Annotated in this window: 21 protein-coding genes and 1 pseudogene; 12 read left to right on the top strand and 10 right to left on the bottom strand. The window is 70.0% G+C overall.

Annotated elements, in window-relative coordinates; genetic code table 11:
• Positions 1-142: 142 nt before the first annotated feature.
• A complete protein-coding gene (locus ACZ6Q9_RS24100) occupies positions 143-280 on the bottom strand; it encodes a hypothetical protein (RefSeq protein WP_393268611.1) in 138 nt (45 codons plus the stop codon).
• 712 nt (positions 281-992) lie between these two features.
• Complete coding sequence (locus ACZ6Q9_RS24095) at positions 993-1,313, bottom strand: hypothetical protein (protein WP_393268609.1); 321 nt, start codon at positions 1,311-1,313, stop codon at positions 993-995.
• 768 nt (positions 1,314-2,081) lie between these two features.
• On the opposite strand from ACZ6Q9_RS24095, the gene ACZ6Q9_RS24090 reads away from it, so the two are divergent.
• Positions 2,082-2,231, top strand: coding sequence for a hypothetical protein (locus tag ACZ6Q9_RS24090; protein WP_393268606.1), 150 nt, complete (start codon positions 2,082-2,084; stop codon positions 2,229-2,231).
• A gap of 23 nt (positions 2,232-2,254) precedes the next feature.
• Positions 2,255-4,183 (top strand): heavy metal translocating P-type ATPase, encoded by a 1,929-nt coding sequence (locus ACZ6Q9_RS24085; RefSeq protein WP_396829622.1) that lies wholly within the window; start codon positions 2,255-2,257, stop codon positions 4,181-4,183.
• 86 nt (positions 4,184-4,269) lie between these two features.
• Here ACZ6Q9_RS24085 and ACZ6Q9_RS24080 read toward each other — a convergent pair whose 3' ends face one another.
• Entirely contained in the window at positions 4,270-5,139 is an 870-nt protein-coding gene (locus ACZ6Q9_RS24080) for a F510_1955 family glycosylhydrolase (protein ID WP_393455097.1), read from the bottom strand.
• A gap of 269 nt (positions 5,140-5,408) precedes the next feature.
• Between ACZ6Q9_RS24080 and ACZ6Q9_RS24075 the strand changes: the two genes are divergently transcribed.
• The 6 genes from ACZ6Q9_RS24075 (at position 5,409) to ACZ6Q9_RS24050 (ending at position 11,390) form a co-directional block, all read left to right on the top strand.
• Positions 5,409-5,771, top strand: coding sequence for a DUF2752 domain-containing protein (locus ACZ6Q9_RS24075; protein WP_396829621.1), 363 nt, complete (start codon positions 5,409-5,411; stop codon positions 5,769-5,771).
• A gap of 56 nt (positions 5,772-5,827) precedes the next feature.
• Complete coding sequence (locus tag ACZ6Q9_RS24070) at positions 5,828-6,193, top strand: BlaI/MecI/CopY family transcriptional regulator (protein WP_466021428.1); 366 nt, start codon at positions 5,828-5,830, stop codon at positions 6,191-6,193.
• Complete coding sequence (locus ACZ6Q9_RS24065; RefSeq protein WP_393455091.1) at positions 6,190-7,119, top strand: M56 family metallopeptidase; 930 nt, start codon at positions 6,190-6,192, stop codon at positions 7,117-7,119. The genes ACZ6Q9_RS24070 and ACZ6Q9_RS24065 overlap by 4 nt, the downstream gene beginning before the upstream one ends.
• Before the next feature lie 841 nt (positions 7,120-7,960).
• On the top strand, positions 7,961-9,103 hold the full coding sequence (locus tag ACZ6Q9_RS24060) for a PLP-dependent cysteine synthase family protein (protein ID WP_393455088.1): 1,143 nt from the start codon (positions 7,961-7,963) through the stop codon (positions 9,101-9,103).
• Between the two features lie 50 nt (positions 9,104-9,153).
• A complete protein-coding gene (locus tag ACZ6Q9_RS24055; protein ID WP_393455611.1) occupies positions 9,154-10,410 on the top strand; it encodes an MFS transporter in 1,257 nt (418 codons plus the stop codon).
• Positions 10,407-11,390 carry a threo-3-hydroxy-L-aspartate ammonia-lyase gene (locus tag ACZ6Q9_RS24050; RefSeq protein WP_393455085.1) on the top strand — a complete coding sequence of 328 codons (984 nt, stop codon included), beginning with the start codon at positions 10,407-10,409 and terminating at the stop codon, positions 11,388-11,390. Before ACZ6Q9_RS24055 ends, ACZ6Q9_RS24050 begins: the two co-directional genes overlap by 4 nt.
• A 175-nt stretch (positions 11,391-11,565) precedes the next feature.
• On the opposite strand, the gene ACZ6Q9_RS24045 is transcribed toward ACZ6Q9_RS24050, so the two are convergent.
• Complete coding sequence (locus ACZ6Q9_RS24045) at positions 11,566-11,871, bottom strand: glutaredoxin family protein (RefSeq protein ID WP_393268602.1); 306 nt, start codon at positions 11,869-11,871, stop codon at positions 11,566-11,568.
• A gap of 82 nt (positions 11,872-11,953) precedes the next feature.
• Positions 11,954-12,235 (bottom strand): heavy-metal-associated domain-containing protein, encoded by a 282-nt coding sequence (locus ACZ6Q9_RS24040; RefSeq protein WP_393455082.1) that lies wholly within the window; start codon positions 12,233-12,235, stop codon positions 11,954-11,956.
• A 305-nt stretch (positions 12,236-12,540) separates the two neighbouring features.
• On the opposite strand from ACZ6Q9_RS24040, the gene ACZ6Q9_RS24035 reads away from it, so the two are divergent.
• Positions 12,541-13,974: an MFS transporter gene (locus tag ACZ6Q9_RS24035; protein ID WP_393455079.1), complete on the top strand. Its 1,434-nt coding sequence runs from the start codon at positions 12,541-12,543 to the stop codon at positions 13,972-13,974.
• A gap of 198 nt (positions 13,975-14,172) precedes the next feature.
• Here the strand turns inward: ACZ6Q9_RS24035 and ACZ6Q9_RS24030 are convergent, their stop codons facing one another.
• The 4 genes from ACZ6Q9_RS24030 to ACZ6Q9_RS24015 are packed head-to-tail and all read right to left on the bottom strand — an operon-like array spanning position 14,173 to position 16,866.
• Positions 14,173-14,970 (bottom strand): ABC transporter permease, encoded by a 798-nt coding sequence (locus ACZ6Q9_RS24030; RefSeq protein WP_393271142.1) that lies wholly within the window; start codon positions 14,968-14,970, stop codon positions 14,173-14,175.
• Positions 14,967-15,887, bottom strand: a complete 921-nt coding sequence (locus ACZ6Q9_RS24025) for an ABC transporter ATP-binding protein (protein ID WP_393271140.1) — start codon at positions 15,885-15,887, stop codon at positions 14,967-14,969. Before ACZ6Q9_RS24025 ends, ACZ6Q9_RS24030 begins: the two co-directional genes overlap by 4 nt.
• On the bottom strand, positions 15,884-16,255 hold the full coding sequence (locus tag ACZ6Q9_RS24020; protein WP_393271139.1) for a hypothetical protein: 372 nt from the start codon (positions 16,253-16,255) through the stop codon (positions 15,884-15,886). Before ACZ6Q9_RS24020 ends, ACZ6Q9_RS24025 begins: the two co-directional genes overlap by 4 nt.
• Positions 16,255-16,866 carry a helix-turn-helix domain-containing protein gene (locus tag ACZ6Q9_RS24015; RefSeq protein ID WP_393455076.1) on the bottom strand — a complete coding sequence of 204 codons (612 nt, stop codon included), beginning with the start codon at positions 16,864-16,866 and terminating at the stop codon, positions 16,255-16,257. The genes ACZ6Q9_RS24020 and ACZ6Q9_RS24015 overlap by 1 nt, the downstream gene beginning before the upstream one ends.
• Before the next feature lie 116 nt (positions 16,867-16,982).
• On the opposite strand from ACZ6Q9_RS24015, the gene ACZ6Q9_RS24010 reads away from it, so the two are divergent.
• The 3 genes from ACZ6Q9_RS24010 (at position 16,983) to ACZ6Q9_RS24000 (ending at position 19,545) form a co-directional block, all read left to right on the top strand.
• A complete protein-coding gene (locus ACZ6Q9_RS24010; RefSeq protein WP_393271135.1) occupies positions 16,983-17,438 on the top strand; it encodes a VOC family protein in 456 nt (151 codons plus the stop codon).
• A gap of 309 nt (positions 17,439-17,747) precedes the next feature.
• Complete coding sequence (locus ACZ6Q9_RS24005) at positions 17,748-18,095, top strand: CGNR zinc finger domain-containing protein (protein WP_393455073.1); 348 nt, start codon at positions 17,748-17,750, stop codon at positions 18,093-18,095.
• A gap of 205 nt (positions 18,096-18,300) precedes the next feature.
• The gene (locus tag ACZ6Q9_RS24000; protein ID WP_393455070.1) at positions 18,301-19,545 is read left to right on the top strand and encodes a M14 family zinc carboxypeptidase; all 1,245 of its coding nucleotides are present in this window, start codon (positions 18,301-18,303) and stop codon (positions 19,543-19,545) included.
• Between the two features lie 676 nt (positions 19,546-20,221).
• Here the strand turns inward: ACZ6Q9_RS24000 and ACZ6Q9_RS23995 are convergent.
• A pseudogene (locus ACZ6Q9_RS23995) lies at positions 20,222-21,353 on the bottom strand (IS630 family transposase); the annotation flags it as partial.
• Positions 21,354-21,403: the final 50 nt, after the last annotated feature.

Raw genomic sequence — 21,403 nt, 5'->3', positions numbered from 1 at the left:
CTCCCCGGCAAGCACGTGCCGCAGGCTTGGGCGACGGCACGCCCGGTGGTGGCCAACCGCTGGGCTGTGCCCAACCCAGCTGGTTGCGGAGTTTCGTGTCTGCTTGCCATCAGCCCGGTCCACCCCTCGCTCGATCAGAGATTCAGGCGTGCTTGTGGGACAGCGAACTCGGCGCGTTCACGTCGGCGCCCTCGTCCATGCCGACCCTGAGCCGCTCGACCAGCTCGCCGCGAAGCCATCCGGTAACACCGGCTAGGGCCGCACCGGCGAAACTGAACACCAGGGCGAGGACCGCGCTGTCAGCCCACCGATGATCCCCGCCGCGATCATGTAACCCGCCGCCGCCAGGGCGAACCCCGGGCGGTCGGCGGCCAGTTACACGATGTCGAAGATCACCGTGGTGGCAAGCAGCCCCAAGGGGAACACGATCAACATTGGGTGGATCGCGTGCCCCATCGCCTTCGTGCGGCTCTGCACGTTGCCGCCAAGGTCGCGTCACCACCGTCGTGGCTGCCACGACAGCCCAGCACATCACCGATCGAGCGCCTACGTGCCTCAAACGCCACGAGCCACCACCGGGACGTAAGGCTGCCCCGGGCAACGGGGCTCCCACGGCGACCTCGCCCTGCCCTCAGCGGCAGTGCGGGTCCTGCCCGCACCCCGCGCGTCCGACGTGCGAGGACCGGGCAAGCACGGCGACGGGGAGCGGACCTACGCACCGCCGTCGCCGGGCTCGGGTAACTCGACGAGCGCTCGGGGCCTACGTCGCTGCCACCGCCCGTTGGAGAATACTGCGACCGCACTCCGTCTCCTGCTCTGCCGGCATTACTGACCCCGGCCACTGGCGGTTCTTCGCGGGCAGCCGACCGCTGCCCGCGAAGAACCCCTCAAGCCTTCGTCACCCCGACCACCCGTTTGCCGGCATGCTGGCCCACCGGCGAGCCGGACCCGCTGAAACCGGCATGCTGGAGCGACTCGAGCAGCTCCCGGTCCTACTCCACGTCGACGTCGACGTTGCCGATGCAGACGACGACGTTGTTGGGCTGAGTCCTGTTGTCGTTCGTCGTCTCGACCGCTGCGGACTGCTCGACGTTGACTTCGCTGTCCCGGATGGTGTTGTCCTTGATGATTTGGGCGACGATCACCTCGTTGCTCTGCTCGGTGTTCGCGCAGACAACCTCGGTGCGGTCCCAGGCCCCGGGCTCCGGGTGTCCGTAGGGCGCGGCGAGCGCGGCGGCGGGCGTACCGAGCAGCAGGGCGGCGCTGCCCAGCGCTACCCCGCCGGCGAGCCGGGTCAGAAACCTCTTGGACATGTCCCTCACTCCCTTCTGGTCGGCTCAGGAAGACGAGCCACGACGAACATAAGAAGGATTCATGTCCGGTCGGAGTGCTTTCCAGGTTTTTGAGGCGAACATGCCTTCGGCTGCTATAAGTAGTTGTTTCACATTCTGGGGCGGTTGGCCCGGTTCAGCTGGGCGCTCACCAGGTCGCCCGGTTCTCAGCGATGGCGACGATCCCTTCTTCGGTGGGGGCTGATGCCGTCCGGAGCCTTGGCGGCCGTCATGGCCTGCTCGCGTTTGCTCGGCGCGCTGTCGGCCGGGGTCGGCGATCCATCCGGCGGCGGCGAGGGCAACGGCCGCCTCGGTCCCGATTGCCAGTGGGGTCGGGGGAGTTGGGCGCCCGGCCGTACGCGGCTATCGCGGCTGCGACGGCGGGCGGCGGGCGGCGGCAGCAGTGTCCCTGTGCTTGCTGTCCCGTTTGCTGCTGGAGCCTCCTGGCTCGCCCTCGCTCCAGGTGTCTGCGACACGGCGAGGGCGTGCCCGCCTCTCCGGTCATGGTTCGATACGGCTGGGGGGTAGGGGTTGCGTCCCGTGCTGTCCGTCGGACTCCCGAACCATCGTTGTAGCAGGGGAGGGGTGGGTAATGGCCCGACGGTTGCCATATACCCCTAGGGGGTATATGGTTCCGGTTGGAGGTGGACGGCATGAGGCACGAACACGCGACTGACACCGATGCCATGGTCACCGTTGGGCATCACGGGCATCTGGTGCCGGTGGGCGAGCAGCCTGGCGGTGGACCCGATGGCGGGCATGGAAGCGGTGCTGGGGCTGCGGGTGGCCACCACGGCGGTCACCATGACCACGCGGGGCATGGATCTGCCGGTGGGCACGGCGGTCACGACAAGCACGCGGGGCACGACCCGGAGCAGTTCCGGCGCAAGTTCTGGCTGAGCTTGGCGCTGACGATTCCGATCGTGGCGACCAGTCACATGGTGATGGGCTGGTTCGGCTACACCCTCGACTTCCCGGGCATGAGCTGGGCGGGCCCGGTCCTCGGCTCGGTGGTCTTCTTCTACGGCGGCTGGCCGTTCCTGGTCGGCGGCGTCCGCGAGGTCCGCGACCGCGCTCCAGGGATGATGCTGCTGATCTCGATGGCGATCGCGGTGGCCTATGTCGCCTCGATGGCCACCAGTCTCGGTGCGTTCGATCTGGACTTCTGGTGGGAACTGGCGGCGCTGGTCACGATCATGCTGCTGGGGCACTGGCAGGAGATGAAGGCGATCGGCCAGGCGCAGGGCGCCCTCGCCGCGCTGGCGGCGTTGCTCCCGGATGACGCCGAACGGGTCCATGATGACGGCGCCGTGCACCGCGTGTCGGTGTCCGAGCTGCGGGTCGGCGACGTGGTGCTGGTCCGCTCCGGTGCCCGGGTGCCGGCCGACGGCCGGATCATCGACGGCTCCGCCGAGCTGGACGAGTCGATGATCACGGGGGAGTCGCGGCCGGTGCCGCGCGGCGTGGGGGACCGGGTGGTGGCCGGCACGGTGGCCACCGACTCCGCGTTGCGGGTCCGGGTCGACGCGGTGGGCGAGGACACGGCGCTGGCTGGCATCGGCCGGCTCGTCAGCCAGGCTCAGGCGTCCAGTGGCCGGGCGCAGGTCCTGGCTGACCGGTTCGCGGCGATGCTCTTCTACGTCGCCACTGCCGCGGCGCTGGTCACCTTTGCCGCCTGGTGGGCGCTGGGCGATGTTGACCAGTCCGTGGTCCGGACAGTGACGGTGTTGGTGATCGCCTGCCCGCACGCCCTCGGGCTGGCCATTCCGCTGGTGATCGCGCTGTCCACCGCGGTGTCGGCCAAGGCCGGCATCCTGGTCAAGGACCGCCTGGCGCTGGAGCGGATGCGCACCGTCGACGCGGTGCTGTTCGACAAGACCGGCACCCTGACCAAGGGCGCCCACACCGTCACCGCCACGGCCGCCGCCAGCGGCACCACCGAGGACGAGGTGCTGCGGATCGCCGGCGCGGTCGAGGCCGACAGCGAACACCCCCTCGCCAAGGCTCTCGTCAAGGTCGCGCAGGACCGGGGGCTGCGGGCGACCGCCCGGGACTTCCGGTCCCTGACCGGTCGAGGGGTCCGGGCGGTCGTCGACGGCACCACCTGGGCGGTGGGTGGCCCCGCCCTGCTGCGGGAACTCGGCGCGCAGGTTCCCGAGGAGCTGGACGCCGTTGCGCGGGGGTGGTCGGCCCGTGGTGCGGCGGTGCTGCATCTGGTTCGTCTGTCGGAGGCTGGCCAACCGGCTGCCGTCGGTGCGTTCGCTCTGGAGGACGAGGTTCGTCCGGAGGCCCGCCAGGCCATCGCCGACCTGCGTGAACAGGGCGTCAAGAAGATCGTGATGATTACCGGAGATGCCCGGCCGGTTGCCGAGGCGGTCGCCGCTGATCTGGGGTTCCGGTCGGGGGTGGACGAGGTCTTCGCCGAGGTGTTGCCCGCGGACAAGGACCGGGCGGTCGCCGAGTTGCAGGCCCGGGGATTGACCGTGGCGATGGTCGGTGACGGCGTGAACGACGCCCCGGCCCTGGCCCGTGCCGACGTCGGCCTGGCGATCGGCGCCGGCACCGATGTCGCGATCGAGTCCGCGGGGGTCATCCTGGCCTCGTCGGATCCGCGTGGTGTCACGGGCGTGATCCGGCTGTCCCGCGCGTCGTACCGGAAGATGATTCAGAATCTGGTCTGGGCCGCCGGCTACAACGTGGTGGCGATCCCACTTGCCGCTGGAGCGCTGGCCTGGGCCGGGTTCACCCTCAGCCCGGCGGTCGGTGCGGTGCTGATGTCGGCCTCCACCATCGTGGTGGCGCTGAACGCCCAACTGCTGCGCCGGGTCAAGCTCACCCCCGAAGCGCACTGACAGGCGCACGAACGGCGGCCCGGTCGGGATGATCCGACCGGGCCGCCGCGCGCCTGGACAGGTACAGGCGACTCGGGCACGTCGGCTCAGGCCGTCATCGGCTGCCACGTCACGCCCGAGTCGGCGCTGCGCAACACCCGGCCGTCCTCGGTGGCCAGGTAGATGAGGTTCTCGTGCACGGTGAGCGCGACCGGGGCGCCCGCTGCGCGGCCGGCGGTGGGCGACCAGGTCGCCGCCCCGTCGACGGATCGCACCAGTGCGCCATCCGCCGTGACCGCCACCAGTTCCCGCGCAGACCAGTGCAGTAGCACCGCTGGCGGGCCGCCGGCCGGTGCCCAGGTGCGGCCACCGTCAGTGGACCGGCGCGTGCCCTGTTCCGTGGTTGCCAGGAGGGTGTCCGGGCGGTGCGGGTCGACGGCCAGGTCGTAGGCCTCGATCGTGGAACGGGTCTGCCACGTGACCCGGTCAGTGCTGGCCATCAGGGCGCCGCTGGTCGAATCGACGCCGTAGACGACGCCGCCGGAAGAACGCAGCAGGTGAAAGTCGGCCTGCCCGGCCAGGGACAGGGTCCGCCAGGAGTGGCCGGCATCGGTGCTGTGGATCAGCCCCAGGTGCCTCGGCCCGTCCTCGCCGGGTGCCGGGTGCCCGGAGGCGAGGAACTCGTCGGGGCCGGTCACCGTGAAGCCCATCGTGTCCTGGCGGCTGTCCCCGACCCGGGTCGCCTCGGCACCGGAGAACCGGACCACTCCGTGGTGGGTGGCCACGTACAGCTGTCCGTCGGCGGGGTTCACGCCCAGGCCGTGCACGTGGCCCAGCCCGCCGCTGCCCAACCCCGACGAGCCGGTGGAGGTGGCGTCGCCACGCCAGCCGACGGCGGTGGCCGCGGCGGTGACCAGCAGGAGGACGCCGACCGCGACGCCGATCCATGCCAACCGATTCTGCCCCTTGTGGGCCACACCAAGCTCCCTTGCCTCGCCCTGCGACCTGCGGTGGCGGCACGGGATCATCCCGCGCCGCCCCCCGATCGTATGCCATCTACTATTGCCGGATAGTAGTAGTGTCGTCAGGCGTCACGGTGCGGACATGACGCGACGGCGAGTGTGCGCCCAGCGTTGGCGCAGCGAGGAGGTTGTCGGTGCGTCAGGTCATGGCGGCGCCTAACCGGGCGTTGCGACGCGCGGTATCGGTTGCCGGGGTTGCGGTACTGGCCGCGGCGGTGGGATTCGTGCTGCGATTCGATCCCACCGACCGGGTCGCCGACCCGACCGGCCCCTGCCTGTGGCACGCCCTGACCGGCATCAACGGGCCGGGCTGCGGCGGTACCCGCATGTTCTACTATCTGCTGCACGGCGACCTCGTCGAGGCCGCTCGCCACCACCTGGCCGCGCTGATCGCGGTGCCATTCGTGGCGTACCTCGGTGTGCGATTCCTCGCCTCGGCCTGGCTCGGCCGCGAACTACCCGCGTTGCGCCTGCCCGCCTGGGCCTACGGGGCGTACGTCACCGCCTTCCTGCTTTACAGCACGGTGCTGCGTAACCTGCCGTGGGCGCCGTTCTCCTGGTTCGACATCCCCAACCTGACGCCGTAGCACCGAGGTACGGCGCTGCGAGGTCAGCGTAGGCTGACCTGGATGTGGGAGGCGGTGTGCCGTTGAACGGCCTGGGTGAGTTGGAAGCCGCCGTCATGGACGTGCTGTGGCGGGCGGGCGAGCCCCTGCGGGTGCGTGAGGTGCTCGACCGGCTGACCGGACGCACCCTGGCCTACACCACCGTCATGACTGTGCTGGACAACCTGCACCGCAAGCAGTGGGTGCTGCGCGACAAGAGCGGCAAGGCCTACCACTACCGGCCCGCCGGGAGCCGGGAGGAACTCGTGGCGCGGACCTTGCGGCGCATGCTGGAGACCAGTCTCCAACCCGACGTGGTGCTGTTGCACTTCGCCCGTTCGGCCTCTGACCGGGAACTGGCGGTGCTGCGGCAGGTGCTCGACGAGCGGTCGGATCGCCGGTGAGCCCGGCCGTCGCCCTCATCGTCGGTGCGCTCGTCGTAGCCTGGGTCACCCCGGATCTGCTCGAGCGCGCCGTGGGCCGGGTCCGTGATCCGGTCGCCGTGCTGCTCGCCTGGTGGGGCAGCCTGGCCGCAGTGCTGCTGACCTTCACCGCCGGAGCGGCGCTGCTGCTCGCACCCGCCGACAGCATCGAGGACTGGGCAGAGTATCTCGCGCACCACTGTTGGCTTGCGGTGCGCCACGGCCGGCTGCCGGCGCAGGACGAGGTTCTCGGCGTGACCGGGATGGTGGCGGTCGCCGCGCTGGCCGCGTTGGCCGCGAGAAGCCTGGTCGTTGCTGTCCGGCAGTGGCGTTCGCAGCGCAAGTCTCGGCAGGCGCACCAGGATCTGGTGACTCTGGTCGGCGAAACCCTCACGCCGGAGCGTGTACCGGTGCTGCGGCTTCCGCATCGCGTGCCACTGGCCTACAGCGTCGGTGGCGGCCGGGGCCTGCTCGTCGTCAGCGCCGGCGTCCTGGGGCTGCCTGCGGCGCAACGCGCGGCGGTGCTGTCTCACGAGCGGGCACACCTGCGCGGCCGCCACCATCTGATCGTCGCCCTCGCCGAGGTCCTGGCCGCGGCCGCACCGTGGGTGCCGCTGACCCGCCGCGCCCCGCGCGCCATGCGCCTTCTGGTCGAGCTTTGCGCTGACGCGGCCGCCGTGCGCGCCTGCGGCGCACCCGCAGTTCGCGCAGCGCTGATCGCCCTCAACGATGCTCCACACCCCGCGCACGCCCTGTCGATGGCCGGAGCGGACGTGTCTACGCGGCTGCACCGCCTGCAGGCCGGGGAACCGGACTCCCGAACGTCGGCGCGTGTCGCTCTTCCGCTGGCCGCGGTGCTCGCGCCGGCACTGGTCGGCGTCGCCGCCACCATCCTCTTCTGCGCCTGAGATTCCTGTCAAAACGTCGACGCCGAGGTTGCCACCCCGTGCGCCGTGACGACCGCCCGTCAGCCCATACTCACCGATCGTTTCGCCGCCTCTCAGGGCAGGTCCTGGCGATGCTCGGATGCCGCAGTTGGACTGTGTGGCCGATCGTCAACCGGCGGCGCTCAGTGTAGTGAAAGGCTCTCCATCTGTAGTTTTGGCTGTTCAGCGGCTAGGCTGACGTCGGTGAATGTGGGCTATCGCCCAGGTTCGACGGTTATGTCTAGTGGGAGGACCTGTGGTGCGACGTCACTGGCTGCGCCCGGCGTCGCAGGCTCCTCTGGCCAGCCTCCTGGTCGTCCTGGCTGTGGCAGGGCTGGTCATGCTCGCCGGCTGGTGCGCACCCTCCGCCTCGGCCCATTCCATGCCGCTCGGCCACCATGACCATCCGGTCGAAGGCGCCTCGCCCGGCACGGATGACGCCGACTCGTCGCTCCCGAGCACTCCAACTCGCTCCGAGAGGTGCCCGCATCTGGCGACAGCGGCAATGGTCATGCCCTACAGGTCCGTCACCGAAGCAATCGGTTCCCCTGCCCTGCCCGTACACAGACACATGGACGGCGTCTCTTCATCCGTCCACCGATGGCCGTGCCACCTCACGCGTTCGTTGGTGCCGCTCACGATGGCAGGAGCATCTTCGTCGGTCCTTCGCATATAGCGGCGCCGGCAGCGCGGACCCCCACCCACAGGGTCTGCGCTTCCTGACGGTGACCGTAGGCGTAGACGAGACGACGAAAGGCATGTTGTGGCGAAGTACCTTGACGCCTCCCACGGCGTTGCAGATCAACCTGTCCCCAGTGCGGCGATGGCCGCAGCGACTCCCGAGCACCTGGTGGGAAACACCCCGGTTCTATGGATTCCCGACCTGACCGGGCAGAAAGAGACCGGCTTCTGGGCCAAACTGGAAGGCCACAATCCCGGCGGAATCAAGGACAGGCCAGGCCTTTACCTACTTGGTCAGGCACGAAGGAGAGGAGACCTGGCTCCGGGAGCACCAGTTGTCGAATCCACCTCGGGGACCCTCGGACTTGGACTGGCCCTGGCGGGGATGCTCTACGGGCATCCCGTCACGTTGGTCACCGACGCGGGGATGGAACCCCACATGCGGCACCTGCTGGCCGCCTACGGTGCCGAGGTCGACGTCGTCGACAGGCCGCACCCGCAGGGTGGCTGGCAGCAGGCACGCCGGGACCGGGTCGCCCAGCTGCTCGCGGAACGCCCGGGTGCCTGGTGCCCCGACCAGTACCACAACCCCGACAACGTGAGGGCCTACGAGGGACTGGCCCGGGAACTCGCAACGCAGCTCAAACACGTCGACGTGTTGGTGTGCAGCGTCGGCACCGGCGGCCACAGCGCCGGTGTCTCCCGAGTGCTGCGGGAGACGAACCCGGACCTGCGACTGGTCGGGGTCGACACCGTCGGGTCGACGATCTTCGGTCAACCCGACCGGCCACGCCTGATGCGAGGGCTGGGGAGCAGCATCTACCCCCGCAACGTCGACTACAGGGCCTTCGCGGAAGTGCATTGGGTCTCGCCGGCCGAAGCAGTATGGGCATGTCGGCGTCTGGCTGCCGCCCGCTACCTCACCGGCGGTTGGAGCGTGGGCGCCGTCGCGGTTGTCGCTTCCTGGGTCGCCCGCACCCACCCTCCGTCCACCCGGGTCGCGGCCATCTTTCCCGACGGGGCGGCTCGGTACGTCGACACCATCTTCAACGACGACTACTGCCGCCGCCACCGTCTGCTAGATCGGCCACCGGCCCCGCAACCCGAGCACCTCGGCCACCCGCAGGAGCGCGAGGTTACCCGCTGGACCCGGTGCGTCACCGTCATCGATCCCGCACCGCGCGGTGGTGCTGGTGCCGAAACGGCGCCGCCGGCCGGCGCAGGGGACGGCAGAGCCGGCAGCGGCCTTGGGGCACGCTGGGACGCCAGGAGGAGACCGTGGTGAAGGGCACCTGGCATCAGGTCGGCTCGTTCGACCGGCCCCTCCAACTGTTGATGGTCAATCAGTTCGGCATCAACCTCGGCTTTTACATGCTGATGCCGTACCTGGCCAACCATCTCGCTTCGGGTCTGGGCATGGCCGCCTGGACCGTGGGCCTGATCCTGGGGGTGCGCACACTCAGCCAGCAGGGCATGTTCTTCGTAGGCGGCATGCTCGCCGACCGGCTCGGCTACAAACCGATGATCGTCCTCGGCTGCGCCCTGCGGACCATGGGATTCGCGCTGCTCGGTCTTGGCTCCGACCTGCGTATGCTGCTGGTTGCGTCGGTGGCCACCGGGCTCGCCGGCGCGCTGTTCAATCCAGCGGTGCGGGCGTACGTCGCGGCGGAGGCCGGGGAACGCCGAGTCGAGGCGTTTGCCGCATTCAACGTCTTCTACCAAGCTGGCATCCTCATCGGGCCGGTCGTCGGGCTTGCCCTGATCAGCCAGGACTTCCGGCTCGTCTGTATGACCGCGGCGATGATCTTCCTGGTGCTCACCGTGGTGCAAGTCCGTGCCCTGCCGGCGCGGTCCGCGCCCACGGTCGACGGCCGGCCACACGGTGTCGGTGGGGTGCGAGCCGACTGGCGGCAGGTCGTCGGCAACCGCTCGTTCCTTCTGTTCTCCCTAGCCATGATCGGTTCCTACGTGCTGTCGTCGCAGCTCTACCTCGCCCTTCCGTTGCAGGCGGCCAAGGTGCTGGGGGAGAGCGGTGACATTGGCAGCAGTGTCCTGTTCGCCCTTTCCGCCGTGGTGGCGGTCATGGGGCAGGTCCGGACCACCGGTTGGGCGCGGCATCGCTGGGAATCCGGCAGGGCCGTCGCCGCCGGCCTGGCCCTGATGGCAGCGGCGTTCCTGCCGCTGGCGGCGACCGCCGGGCTGACCGCCCGCCAGAGTTCCTTGGGCGCGGCCACCCTGGCGATTCTTCCGACCCTGGCCGCCACGGTGCTGCTCACCCTGGGCGCCGTGGTGGCGTACCCGTTCGAGATGGACACCATCGTGGCGCTTGCCCAGGACCGGCTTGTCGCGACCCACTACGGCCTGTACAACACCTTCGCCGGCATCGGGATCACCGCCGGGAACCTCGCTACTGGCGCCGTCTGGGGGCTAGCTGAGCGTTGGGAGCTTCCCGCGCTGCCCTGGCTGGCGCTCTCCGCGACGGGGGCAGTCTGCGCCGGTGCTGTCGCTCTGCTGGCTCGCTCCGGTCGACTCGAGCCCGCCTCCGCGCCGCTCCCCGCCACAGCCGTCCCGCAAGGAGTCACCTCACGATGACGAATCGCCTCACTGTCACCGCTGACGACGTGCATGCCGCGGCCAAACGGCTATTCGGCGTCGCCCACCGCACACCCGTCCTCACTTCACGCACCTTGAACCAGCGAACCGGCGCCACGGCGTTCGTCAAATGTGAGAGCTTCCAACGCGTCGGTGCCTTCAAATTCCGGGGCGCCTACAACGCCGTCGCCCGGTTGAACGACGATGCCCGCCGCCGTGGCGTCATCGCTTTCTCCTCAGGCAACCACGCGCAGGCGGTCGCGCTGGCCGCGCATGTGCTCGGCTCCCACGCCGTCGTTGTCATGCCGCGTGACGCGCCGGCGTCCAAGGTGACTGCCACCGCCCACTACGGCGCCGAGGTGGTCACGTTCGACCGCTACACCGACAACCGGTTCGAGATCACCGACCGGCTCGCTGCCGAGCGCGGGTTGACCGTGATCCCACCGTATGACCATCCGGACGTGGTCGCCGGTGCGGGCACGACGGCGGTGGAGCTCTGGGACGACGTCGACGGTTTGGATGCGCTGGTCGTCCCGCTCGGCGGTGGCGGGCAGCTGGCCGGCTGTGCCACCGCCCTTCGGGCGATCGCACCCACCACGTACATCGTCGGGGTGGAGACCGAGGCCGGGGACAAGAACCGGCGATCTCTGCTGGCCGGTCAACCGGTCCGCATACCGGTGCCCCGCACCATCGCGGACGGTGTGACCGGGGAGCGGACCGGGGATGTCACGTTTCCCATCATTCAGCGGCTCGTGGACGACGTCGTCGTGGTCACCGACGAGGAAATTCTGACCGCGATGAAATTCCTGTTCGATCGGATGAAGCTCGTCGTTGAGCCGAGCGGCGCCCTTGCCGTAGCCGCGATGTTGGCAGGCCGGGTCCGAATGCCGCACCGCCGGGTCGGGTTGGTCGTCTCCGGCGGCAACATCAGCACCGACCTGTTCGGGCAGCTCATCACTGGAGGGGGTCCCAGCGACTGAAGGGTGGTCCGGGTGGCAGCCGCACGGGTGCCGCCCGGACGGTCCGGCAGCGCGTTCCGGAACGCCGGACCGCCGCCAGGCGGCCCCCAGATCTCCCGCTCCATCGGCTCGCGGCGAGATACCTCGGCCTCGCCATGTTCTTCTCGCTCCAGCGGCGGTGGTGGCCGGTAGGCCGTCACCGGTCACCGGTGCTGGATTCTGCTTCTCGCTGGTCGAGGTGAGTCCGCAGGTCCTCATCCGTGGGCTCGACCAGGCAGGTGCCGTCCGGCCACAGCAGCGTGGGGACGCGTCGACGTCCGTGCTGCAGCCGTCGGACGAGCCTGGTGGCGGCTTGGTCCCGGTCGAGGTCGACGTAGTGGTAGGCGACGCCGGCGGCGTCGAGCACGGCCCGGCTGCGCCGCACGTCGGGGCACCAGCCGGTGCCGTAGACCACGAGCCCAGGGCTGGTGGGGTAGTGGTCGGGATGATCTGCACCAGTCATGTCGACTCCTGTGACCGTGTTGTTGCGGCAGGGGCGCGGCCGGTCGTGCCCGTGCCTGGGACGGACACGACCGGCCAGGTGGTCAGCCGACGAGCTGATAGCCGGCCTGTTCGACCGCGGTGCGTACGTCGGCGGTCTCCAGGGCGGCGTCGCTGGTGACGGTGACCAGGCCGTCGGTCACATCGACCTCGACGCGCGTGACGCCAGCGACGGTGCTGAGGTGCTTGCGCACGGAGTTGGCGCAGCCCCCGCAGGTCATTCCGGACACGGTGTAGGTGGTCCGGACGCCGTCCTGGGTGGCGGTGGCTGCCGGGGCGGTGTCAACGGCAGTGGCGCAGCCGCAACCGGATTCGCTGTTGCACATGGACATCTCCTCTGGTGGGTGTGGGTGGGCAAGGCAGATCAGGATCTGACGGGGCCTCCTGGTCACCCGGAGTCCTCCCTCAGCCCGGCGGAGCTGCGGCGTGGTCCCGTCCTCTGTCTGGGTGCCGGTGTCCCGTCACGATCCGCCTTTTCTTGATAAGCGGAAGCTACCCCAGGGGGGTATATGGCGCAAGGGGTTCGCGTGATCGGGCGTCGTTGACGTGGATCACTTGACGTCCAATACCCCTAGGGGGTAAACATTCTCCACTTACCCGTACCCCCTAGGGGCATAAAGGAGTGGTTGTGATGTCACCCAGGACCAAGCGGTGGTGGGCGCTCGGCCTCATCGCGCTCGCCCAGTTCATGGTCATCATGGACACCTCGATCATCGGCGTCGCTCTACCTCGGATGCAGACGGACCTCGGCTTCTCGCCAGAGAACCTGTCCTGGGTGTTCAACGCCTACGTCGTCGCCTTCGGCGGCCTGCTGCTGCTCGGTGGCCGGTTGTCCGACCTGTTCGGCGCCCGCCGCATGTTCACCGCCGGCTGGCTGATCCTCCTGGCCGGGTCGGCCGCCGCCGGCCTGGCCGACAGCGTCGCCGTCGAACTGGCCGCCCGTGCCGTCCAGGGCGCTGGCGCCGCCCTGATCGCGCCCTCGGCGCTGACCCTGCTGATGATGCTCTTCGGCGCCGAGCCGCGGGAACTCACCAGAGCCCTTGCTCTCTACGGAGCCGCGGCACCCGCCGGCGGCACCGCCGGCGTCTTCCTCGGCGGCGTCATCACCGAGTACGTCAGCTGGCCCTGGGTCTTCTACATCAACATCCCGATCGCACTGGTCGCCGTCCTCGCCACCCCGGCGCTGATGCCGGCCGGCGGCGCCCGCCGAGGCTCCCTCGACGTCGCCGGAGCGCTCACCGTGACCCTCGGTCTCGGGGCCGCCGTCTACGCCATCGTGCGCGCCCCCGAGGTCGGCTGGTCCTCCGGGCAGACCTGGTTGGTCCTGGCCGGCGCCGTCGCCGCCCTGGCGGCGTTCCTCGCCATCCAGGCCGCGCGTCGGGAGCCGCTGATGCGCCTGTCCATCTTCCGCGCCACGAACCTCGCCGCCGCGAACATCGCCCAACTGCTGCTCGGCGCGGCCTGGATCCCGATGTGGTTCTACCTCAACCTGTACCTGCAGCAGGTCCTCGGCTACAGCGCCTTCCCCAGCGGTGCCGCGCTGCTGCCCATGACCGTCCTCATCATGGTCGGGATGATCGCCCTCGCACCGCGGGCCATCAACCGGTTCGGCCCCAAGCCCATGGTCGTGACCGGCCTCGCGGTCCTCGCCGCCGGCCTCGGATGGCTCGCTCTGATCCGCCCCGACGGCACCTTCGTCGCCGACGTCCTGCCCGCCTCGCTCGTCGCGGCGCTGGGCATGTCACTCGCCTTCATCCCGTCGCTGGGCACCGCGATCTCCAGCGCCCGCCCCGAGGAAGGCGGGCTGGCATCCGGCATCGTCAACACCAGCTACCAGGTCGGCTCCGCCCTCGGCCTGGCCGCCATGACCGCCGTCGCAGCGTCCTACGGCGCCGACCAACTCGGCGACCTGCCGGCCCTGACCGACGGCTACTCCGCCGCCTTCGTCGGCGCCGGGATCATCGCCGCCGCAGGAGCTGTCATCGCGGCGATCACCCTGCGCAGCACCGCGCCCCACCCGGAACAGACCACCGACGCCCAGCCCACCCAGGATCAGCTGACCTGACTCTCCGCCACTCGCGACGCCTCCGAACGACTCGCCGCGGAGACCGCTGCCGTCGCGGACAACGCTGGCCCCACCGCCGAGCGCCGATAGGGCGAGGAAATCGGAACCACTACTCGCGCGATCCGCCGCCTGGTGACGTCTTCGGGGCGGTCGGCCGTAACGGCCGACCGCCCCGAAAGCTCGGCAAGGGGAGGAAGGTCAGGTGATGTCGCGGCGCATGGGGATGATGACGGCGATCAGCGAGGCGGTGAGTGCGTACGCGGTGAGCAGTAGTGCGCCGGTGGCTGGTGGCAGTAGTTGGATGGCCGTGCTGCCGACCTGTTCGGACATGGCGTCGGCGAGGTAGGTGAAGTCGGTGAGGGAGGCGGTGGCGCCGCCGGGCAGGACTGGATAGAGCGCGTTGATGCCGGGGATCATCATGAGCAGCGTCTCGCCCAGGTACAGGTAGCCGATCACGACGCACAGGGCCACGACCTGGTGGCGGAGCAGGGCGCCCATGCCCACGCCGATCAGCAGGTACACGACCATGGCCAGGCCGATGCGGGCCAGCAACGCCAGCACCGTGCCGGCCGGCAGGCCGAGCGCGACGCCGCGGGCGGCGGCGACCGCGAAGAGGGCTGCGGCGGCGGTGCCGGCGAGGACCAGCCCGTACGCCAGTCCACCGACGCCGTACGTGGCGAGCTTGGCCGCCAACACCTGCCACCGGCGCGGCGCGAACAGGAACGTGACGGCGGCGGTGCGGTGCCGGTACTCGGACGTGACGGCGAGTGTGCCGACGGCGGCCGGCACGAATGCGGTGTAACCGAGGATGCCGAGGACCGAGCGGATGCCGGTTTCGGTGTCCAGTCCGGGCATGGGTGGGTCGAAGTTCTCCGGACCGACCAGCGCCATCGCGCCCGTCATGCCGCCGCCGATCAGCACGGCGGCGAGCAGCAGCCCGCTCCACGTGCGGGTGGCCAACAACCGGCGGAACTCGGCCTTGATCAGGTGGTTCATGCGGTGGTCGCCCTGTCGGTGGTCAGGTGGAGGAAGAGTTGTTCGAGGCTGGGGTTCTCGGTGACCAGCTCGTGTACCCGCAGCCGGCACGTGGCGGCCAGGTCGGCGACGTGCGGCGCGTCCAGCCCGTATACCCGTAGCCGCCCTGCCCCGACGGCTTCGATCCGCGGCGCGTCGCCGTCTGGCCGGCTGACTCGCAGGGCGGCGGCCAGCCGGTCGGCATCCGGCGAGCTCACCAGCACCGCTGGCGGTCCGGCGAGCCGTGACCACGGTCCAGCGGCGACGAGCTCGCCGTGGCGGACCACCACCACGTCGTCGACGAGCTGCTGGATCTCGCTGAGCACGTGGCTGGAGATCAGGATCGTGCGTCCCTCATCGGCCAGCCGGCGCAGGAAGCCACGCAACCACAGCATGCCTTCGGGGTCGAGGCCGTTGCTCGGCTCGTCCAGCAGCAGCACCGAGGGGTCGCCGAGCAGGGCGGTGGCGAGGCTGAGCCGTTGCCGCATGCCGGTGGAGAACCCGCGGGTGCGGCGGTCGGCGGCCTCGGCGAGGCCGAGCAGATCGAGCAGGTCGCTGACCCGGCTGTCCCGGTAGCCGCCCATCGCGGCGTAGACGCGCAGGTGGTCGCGGGCGGTGTGGCCGGGGTGGAACGCGCTCGCGTCGAACACCGCCCCGACGGTGCGCGACGGCCGTGGCAGCCGCCCGTACGGCTGGCCGCCGATCGTCGCGGTGCCGGAGGTGGGCGACACGAGGCCGGTCAGCATGCGCATCGTGGTGGTCTTGCCCGCGCCGTTCGGGCCCAGGAAACCAGTGACCACGCCCGGTTCGACCGTGAAGGTCAGATCACGTACGGCGGTGACCTCGCCGTACCGCTTGGTCAGGTGCGAGACCTCGATCGTCAGGCGGTCGCCGTTCATGCGCCGACCGCCGACGCGCGTCCGATCGCGTCCGCGATGTCCGGCGCAGCCGGATCGGAGAGCACGACCTCGTCGAACTGACCGCCGGCGGCCGCCCGGTCCAGGACGATATGCAGCCCCAGCTCGCCCCGGCGTGCCGCCACGAGCTGACGGGGACCAGCGAACAACCCCCAGACACCGATCTTGACGAAGCCGGACACCACCATTCCGCGCCGGGCGCCCCGCGCCAGGCGCAGCGGGTCGGCCACGATGGCCACACTCCGCACCGCGGTGACGGGGACGGTCAGCCGCTCACGCCCGATCCAGAGCCGCTCCCACCCGGTGAACCGGATGTCGACCAGCTCGACGGCAACCGTGACCGAGGCCATCAGCCATTCCCTTCCCTCGGGTCGGAGCCTTCGTCCCGCTCCGGCGTCTGTTGTGGGCTGTCGGTGGCTGTCGGCTGATCGGCCGGCAGCAGGATGGTGGCCAGTAGTCGAGGCACCCTGCCCTCGCCGGGCTCGTTGCCCAGCAGCGGGCCGATGACCTGGTTGAGGTCGGCGGCGAACTTTGCCAGCTCCGCGTCGGTCAGGTGGAGCACGAGCTGCTGGTATCCGACACCGTCGGCGGCGAAGTCGATCCGCTCACGGGCGAGGTAGCGGGAGAACTCCGACAGCAGGCTCGACACGAAGGCGGTGAAGTAGCGGGCGTGATCCTCGGGCGTCGCGGTGGCCAGGGCTGCGGCGTCCAAGGTCGCACCGTGGGCAGGCAGGGCGTAGACCCGCTCGACGGCCCCGCGGATCCTGCGCTCCTCCACCACCTCGATCAGGCCGGCCTTGACCAGCGTGGCCAGGTGCCGGTAGAGCGTGGCCTGCGGGATGTCCGGCAGCAGCGCCGCCAGGTCGTGCGTGGTCAGTCGCGCACCCGCCACTGCCCGCAGGATCCGGATGCGCACCGGGTGTAGCGCCAACTCCGCCCAACGTTCCCTCGACAACTCCACGGCTCAACGATATCACTATCGAGAATGATAATGGCAAGGGTGGGTGGTTCCGGAGGCGGACAGGTGTGCCCGGCGCCCGCGTGGGTACCCGTCCGGCCGACCCGGAGGAGACTGCGGTGACGGACGAGGCGCCCGACTACTTCCAGCCCGAGCACGGGCTGGTGCTCACCCACCTGCTGATCGTGCGGGACGTGGACCGTTCGCGGGAGTTCTACCGCAGCGTGCTGGGAGCGACGGTGGTGCGCGAGCGGCAACCGGCCATCCTCCGGCTGCACAACGGCTACATCGTGATCAACGACGAGGGCGGCCCGACCGACGACAAGCCGACCGTCCGGGCGCAGGCACCGGCGGACCCGAACGTGCTCAGCGGCGCGCTCAACATCCGGGTCACCGACGTCCGCGCCGTCTACGAGTTGTGGCGTTCCCGCGGCGGACAGTTCCTGACCGAACCGAAGGATCACGGGGTGGAGATCCGCTGCTACCTGCGTGATCCGGACGGCTACCTCATCGAACTCGGTCAGGGCACCGGAATCCTCGCCGAGATGGGACGACCGGCCCGCACCCCGCGGTGACCCCCCACACGTCGACTTCCCGGCGGATGGCCTGGGTCGAAACGCCGCTCGGTCGAGACAGCCCCGCGGACCTGGCCGTGGCGGTGTGCCGCCGGTGCGGGGAAGGTCATCCCATGGTCAGGCCGACGATGAACGGGAGCGTGGCGATCGAGAGTAGCGTCTGTGCGCCGGCGATGGACGCCGGCCCGGCGTGGGCGGGATCGGGACGGGTGAGATCGAGGCGGTCCTGCGTACGCACGAGATCCGCGACCGGCTCTCACGGCCCGGCAGGCAGAGATTCTGCGGATGTGGGGTGTGCGGCTGCGAGCCGTGTTCGAGGCGCCCGGGACCGACGAGCGCTGCGCGACGATCAACGCGCTGCTGGTCGAGGGGACTACCGGGGCGTTTCTGACCACCCACGACGGGCTGCGCCCGCACCTGCACTTCACGCCCGAGGACGATGATGTCGTCGGCCGGGTCCGAGCGGTCACGGCCGGCGGTCTGTCGATCTTCGCGGTTGAGGCGGAAGGCCGGCGGCTGGGCGTCTGCGCCCGGTCGACATGCGTGACGGTGTTCGTCGACACCAGCCGCAACGGGCGGCGCGAATACTGCTCGACCCGGTGCGGCAACCACGACGCTGTGCATCGCCACCGGACCCAGCACCGAGCAGGCAGGTGATCGACGATCAGACCACGCACCGGGTGGCAGGACGCCGCGTCGGCCGGAACCTGCCCTCGCATCGAGAAAAGCGCAGCTCTCTATTGCATCCGCCGTCCGCGCAGGTCAAGATCCTCGGAAGCAAGAGGTGGTCCGCTCCCCGAGCGTCACCAGCGCTCTTCTGCGCCCCGCTCGGTGGCCGGTGGATCCACGAGAGGAGTTACGCGTGCAGGTACACACGAAGTCGACAATCCGATCCCGCGGGGCCCTGGCCGCCGCCGTGACGGCCGCGCTGGCCGGTTCGATCCTCACCGCTCCGGCGGTCTCCGCCGCCGCTCCCGAGGGGCCGGGGCAGGGCAGCTGCAAGATCGCCGAGGACCCGTCCTGGTCGGGCTGGAGCAACCACGAGCAGGTCGGCGACCAGCTGGCGCAGATCGAGCGCAGCAGCGGCGGCCGGGTGGACGTCGAGGTGGTCGGGCGCTCGCCGGAGGGCCGGGAGCTGTACACGGCCCGGGTCGGCACCGGCGACAAGGTGCTGCTGGTCACCAGCGCGATCCACGGCAACGAGCGGACCGGCACCGAGGCGCTGCTCGGGATCCTCAAGCGCCTGGGCAGCGCCGGTGACGCGCAGACGCGACAGATCCTCACCGAGGTCACCTTCGTCGCCATGCCGATGGTCAACCCCGACGGCGGCGAGCTCAACCGGCGGATGAACGTACGGTCCTGGGACGCGACGGTCGCGGAGTTCCCGCAGCTGGCCGGCGCCCCGCGCGCCTGGTACCACCGGCTCAACGGGGACGGCATCAACCTGCCCGGCTACGACCTGAACCGCGACTTCAACCCCGACCTCGACTACGTGCCGCGCGCCACCGACCTTCCGGGCCGCGACACCGACGCCGGGTTCTTCCTCTCCCCCGAGTCGCGGGCAATCCGCGACGTATACGTGGGTCTGCGGGCGGAGAAGGGCGCCGTCGACGCGTACATCGACCTGCACCACATGGGGCCGTGCGACCGGATCACCGGCGGTGAGCAGGACGGCAACCTCATCTCCGTCTCGCTCGACTACCCGCCGCTCGGCGTGCAGGACGGCGCCGCGTACAAGGCGAAGTGGCCGGCGCTGGACCAGGACAAGTCCCGCCGCTACGCCCTCACCGTCGCCAACGGCATGACCGCGAAGTACGGTGACCAGTCGAAGCTCGCCGCCATCGGCCGGTACTACCACCCGGACAACCGGGAGTACGCGGGCCAGGGCCGCTCGGCGTTCGCCCTGAACGGCACCGGCACGGTGCTGTTCGAGGTGCGCGGCCAGCAGGACGACCTGGGCCAGAAGCAGCACGGCATGCTCGTGCAGAGCGTGCAGACCGGCGTGGAGTCGCTGCTCGACGGCCTGGCCGACGGCACCGTCGACCGGGTCGACGGTGACGACTTCTTCGACCTGCCCGACTACGGCTGGGACACCACCAACGACTGACGATCATTGACGGCTGGCGGCCCCGGGGCAGGAGCTCCGGGGCCGCTGGCGTCGGCTGGATGGTGCCCCGTTCCAGGCCGAGCTGCTCGTGTGGCCGGTGACGGGGAGGTATTGCTAGTGCTGTGACCGGGAAGGTTCACCGTGATCGGAAGGCGGCTCGTGGGACGAGCGCACGCGAAACGGCTGGTATTACTGGGGCATGCAGGAAGAGACCGCACGCTCCGCGATCGACACGTTCATTTCCGCGTTCAACGCCTCGGACGACAGCTATGTGACTGCCCTGCTCTCCCAGGCCCTGACCTCAGACGTGGTCTTCTGGGGGCCGTTGGGTCGCAGCGAAGGAATCGGGGCGGTCGAGCGGTTCGTGCTGGACATCCGACGCCACCCGGCGGGAACCGGCACGATGGTGCGCTGCTCAGCGGTGGACATGCCTGACGAATGGGCCCGGTACCGGTGGGTCTTCACCACGCCTGATGGAGGCCCCCGCCTGGCGGGAACGGATGTCGTCCATCTGCGACGGAGCCTCATCGACCAGGTCATCGTCTTCGCGGGGGAGATCGAGCCGTTCGCCTCCTGAGTCATCCTTCTGTCGCTGTCCTTCTCCTGAACTTGCCCCGTCGGCGTTCGGGGGCTGCTGTTCGCGGTTGGCCAGGCCGCGGTGTTGAGGGGGGCGTCCGCCCCAGCGAATGCCCTTTTCGCTGCGGGTGCGGGGGCGTTCCTTGCGTTGGGCGGCGAGTACGTCGGGGTGGCGGGCGTTGGTGTTGCGCCAGCGCAGGTAGCGGTGCAGTGCCTGGGTTTGCGCAGGGTGGCTGCGGTGGTGGGAGTTGGCCAGGGTGAACTGCCGCAGCGGGCCGAAGTGGGCCTCGATCGGGTTGGCCCAGGAAGCGTAGGTCGGGGTGAAGCACAGCTCGACCTTGTTCTTCTTCGCCCAGCGGCGGATGCCCGCGCCGGTGTGGGCGGAGAGGTTGTCCAGGATGATGTAGATCGGGGCGCCGTCGGGTCGGGCGGCGCGGATCGACTTGAGCGCGGTCAGGGTGTTGGCGGTGCCCTTGCAGCGGCGGTTGACGCCCCACAGGCGGTCGTCGCCCACGGAGTAGCAGCCGTGGAAGTAGGTGACGCCGTGGGTGCGGCGGTAGGCCGCCGGAAGCCGGTTTGGCTTGCCCTGCTTCGCCCAGCAGGAGCCTGCGGTGGGCCGGATCCCCAGGGGCCCGAACTCGTCGAAGGCGAAAGCCCGGTCCGGGAAGCGTTCCAGCACCTGCTCGATCCGGTCGAGCTTGGCGTCGCGATCAGGGTCGGGTGAATCCTTCCAGCTTGGCGTCGCGATCAGGGTCGGGTGACTCCTTCCAGGTCTTGGTGCGCTGGAAGGTGATGCCGCGGCGCCGGAGCAGGCACCGTAAGGCTTCACGGCCGATGCGGATGACACGTCCGTGCACTTTCCGCAGGTAGGCGGCGAGCTTGCGCATCGACCAGCGGGTGAAGGGCTGGCCGAGCTTGGTGGGGCGGGTGGTGGCCGTCTGGATGACGAAGTCTTCCTCGTCAGGGCTGAGTCGGCGGGGACGGCCTCCCGCTCAGCGAGGGTCCAGGCAGGCCAGGCCGATCTCGTTGAACCGGTGGATCACGTCCCGGACGGTGTCCTCGTCGGCTTGGACCAGCTGGGCGATCACAGGCACCCGGTTCCCGCCGGCCGAGGCCAGCAGCATCATCGCGCGCCGGTAGCGCACCGAGTTGGTGCTGCCCCGGCGCACGGTCTGCTGCAGCTTTTGCCCCTCCTGGTCGGTCCGCCTGCGTACACGGACAGGCTCAGCCACCGCGCCTCCAGCGCTCGGATCGGACGTCACCGCACATCCAACCGTCACGA

This window comes from Micromonospora sp. NPDC049139 (assembly GCF_055586845.1).
This window is presented reverse-complemented; position numbering and strand designations above follow the sequence as displayed.

Coding starts and splice junctions, on each gene's coding strand:
- ACZ6Q9_RS24095 (WP_393268609.1), bottom strand. CDS start 1,313: ATGTCCAAGAGGTTTCTGACCCGGCTCGCCGGCGGGGTAGCGCTGGGC.
- ACZ6Q9_RS24090 (WP_393268606.1), top strand. CDS start 2,082: ATGGCGGGCATGGAAGCGGTGCTGGGGCTGCGGGTGGCCACCACGGCG.
- ACZ6Q9_RS24060 (WP_393455088.1), top strand. CDS start 7,961: ATGGCCGCAGCGACTCCCGAGCACCTGGTGGGAAACACCCCGGTTCTA.
- ACZ6Q9_RS24055 (WP_393455611.1), top strand. CDS start 9,154: ATGGTCAATCAGTTCGGCATCAACCTCGGCTTTTACATGCTGATGCCG.
- ACZ6Q9_RS24050 (WP_393455085.1), top strand. CDS start 10,407: ATGACGAATCGCCTCACTGTCACCGCTGACGACGTGCATGCCGCGGCC.
- ACZ6Q9_RS24045 (WP_393268602.1), bottom strand. CDS start 11,871: ATGACTGGTGCAGATCATCCCGACCACTACCCCACCAGCCCTGGGCTC.
- ACZ6Q9_RS24040 (WP_393455082.1), bottom strand. CDS start 12,235: ATGTGCAACAGCGAATCCGGTTGCGGCTGCGCCACTGCCGTTGACACC.
- ACZ6Q9_RS24035 (WP_393455079.1), top strand. CDS start 12,541: ATGTCACCCAGGACCAAGCGGTGGTGGGCGCTCGGCCTCATCGCGCTC.
- ACZ6Q9_RS24030 (WP_393271142.1), bottom strand. CDS start 14,970: ATGAACCACCTGATCAAGGCCGAGTTCCGCCGGTTGTTGGCCACCCGC.
- ACZ6Q9_RS24025 (WP_393271140.1), bottom strand. CDS start 15,887: ATGAACGGCGACCGCCTGACGATCGAGGTCTCGCACCTGACCAAGCGG.
- ACZ6Q9_RS24020 (WP_393271139.1), bottom strand. CDS start 16,255: ATGGCCTCGGTCACGGTTGCCGTCGAGCTGGTCGACATCCGGTTCACC.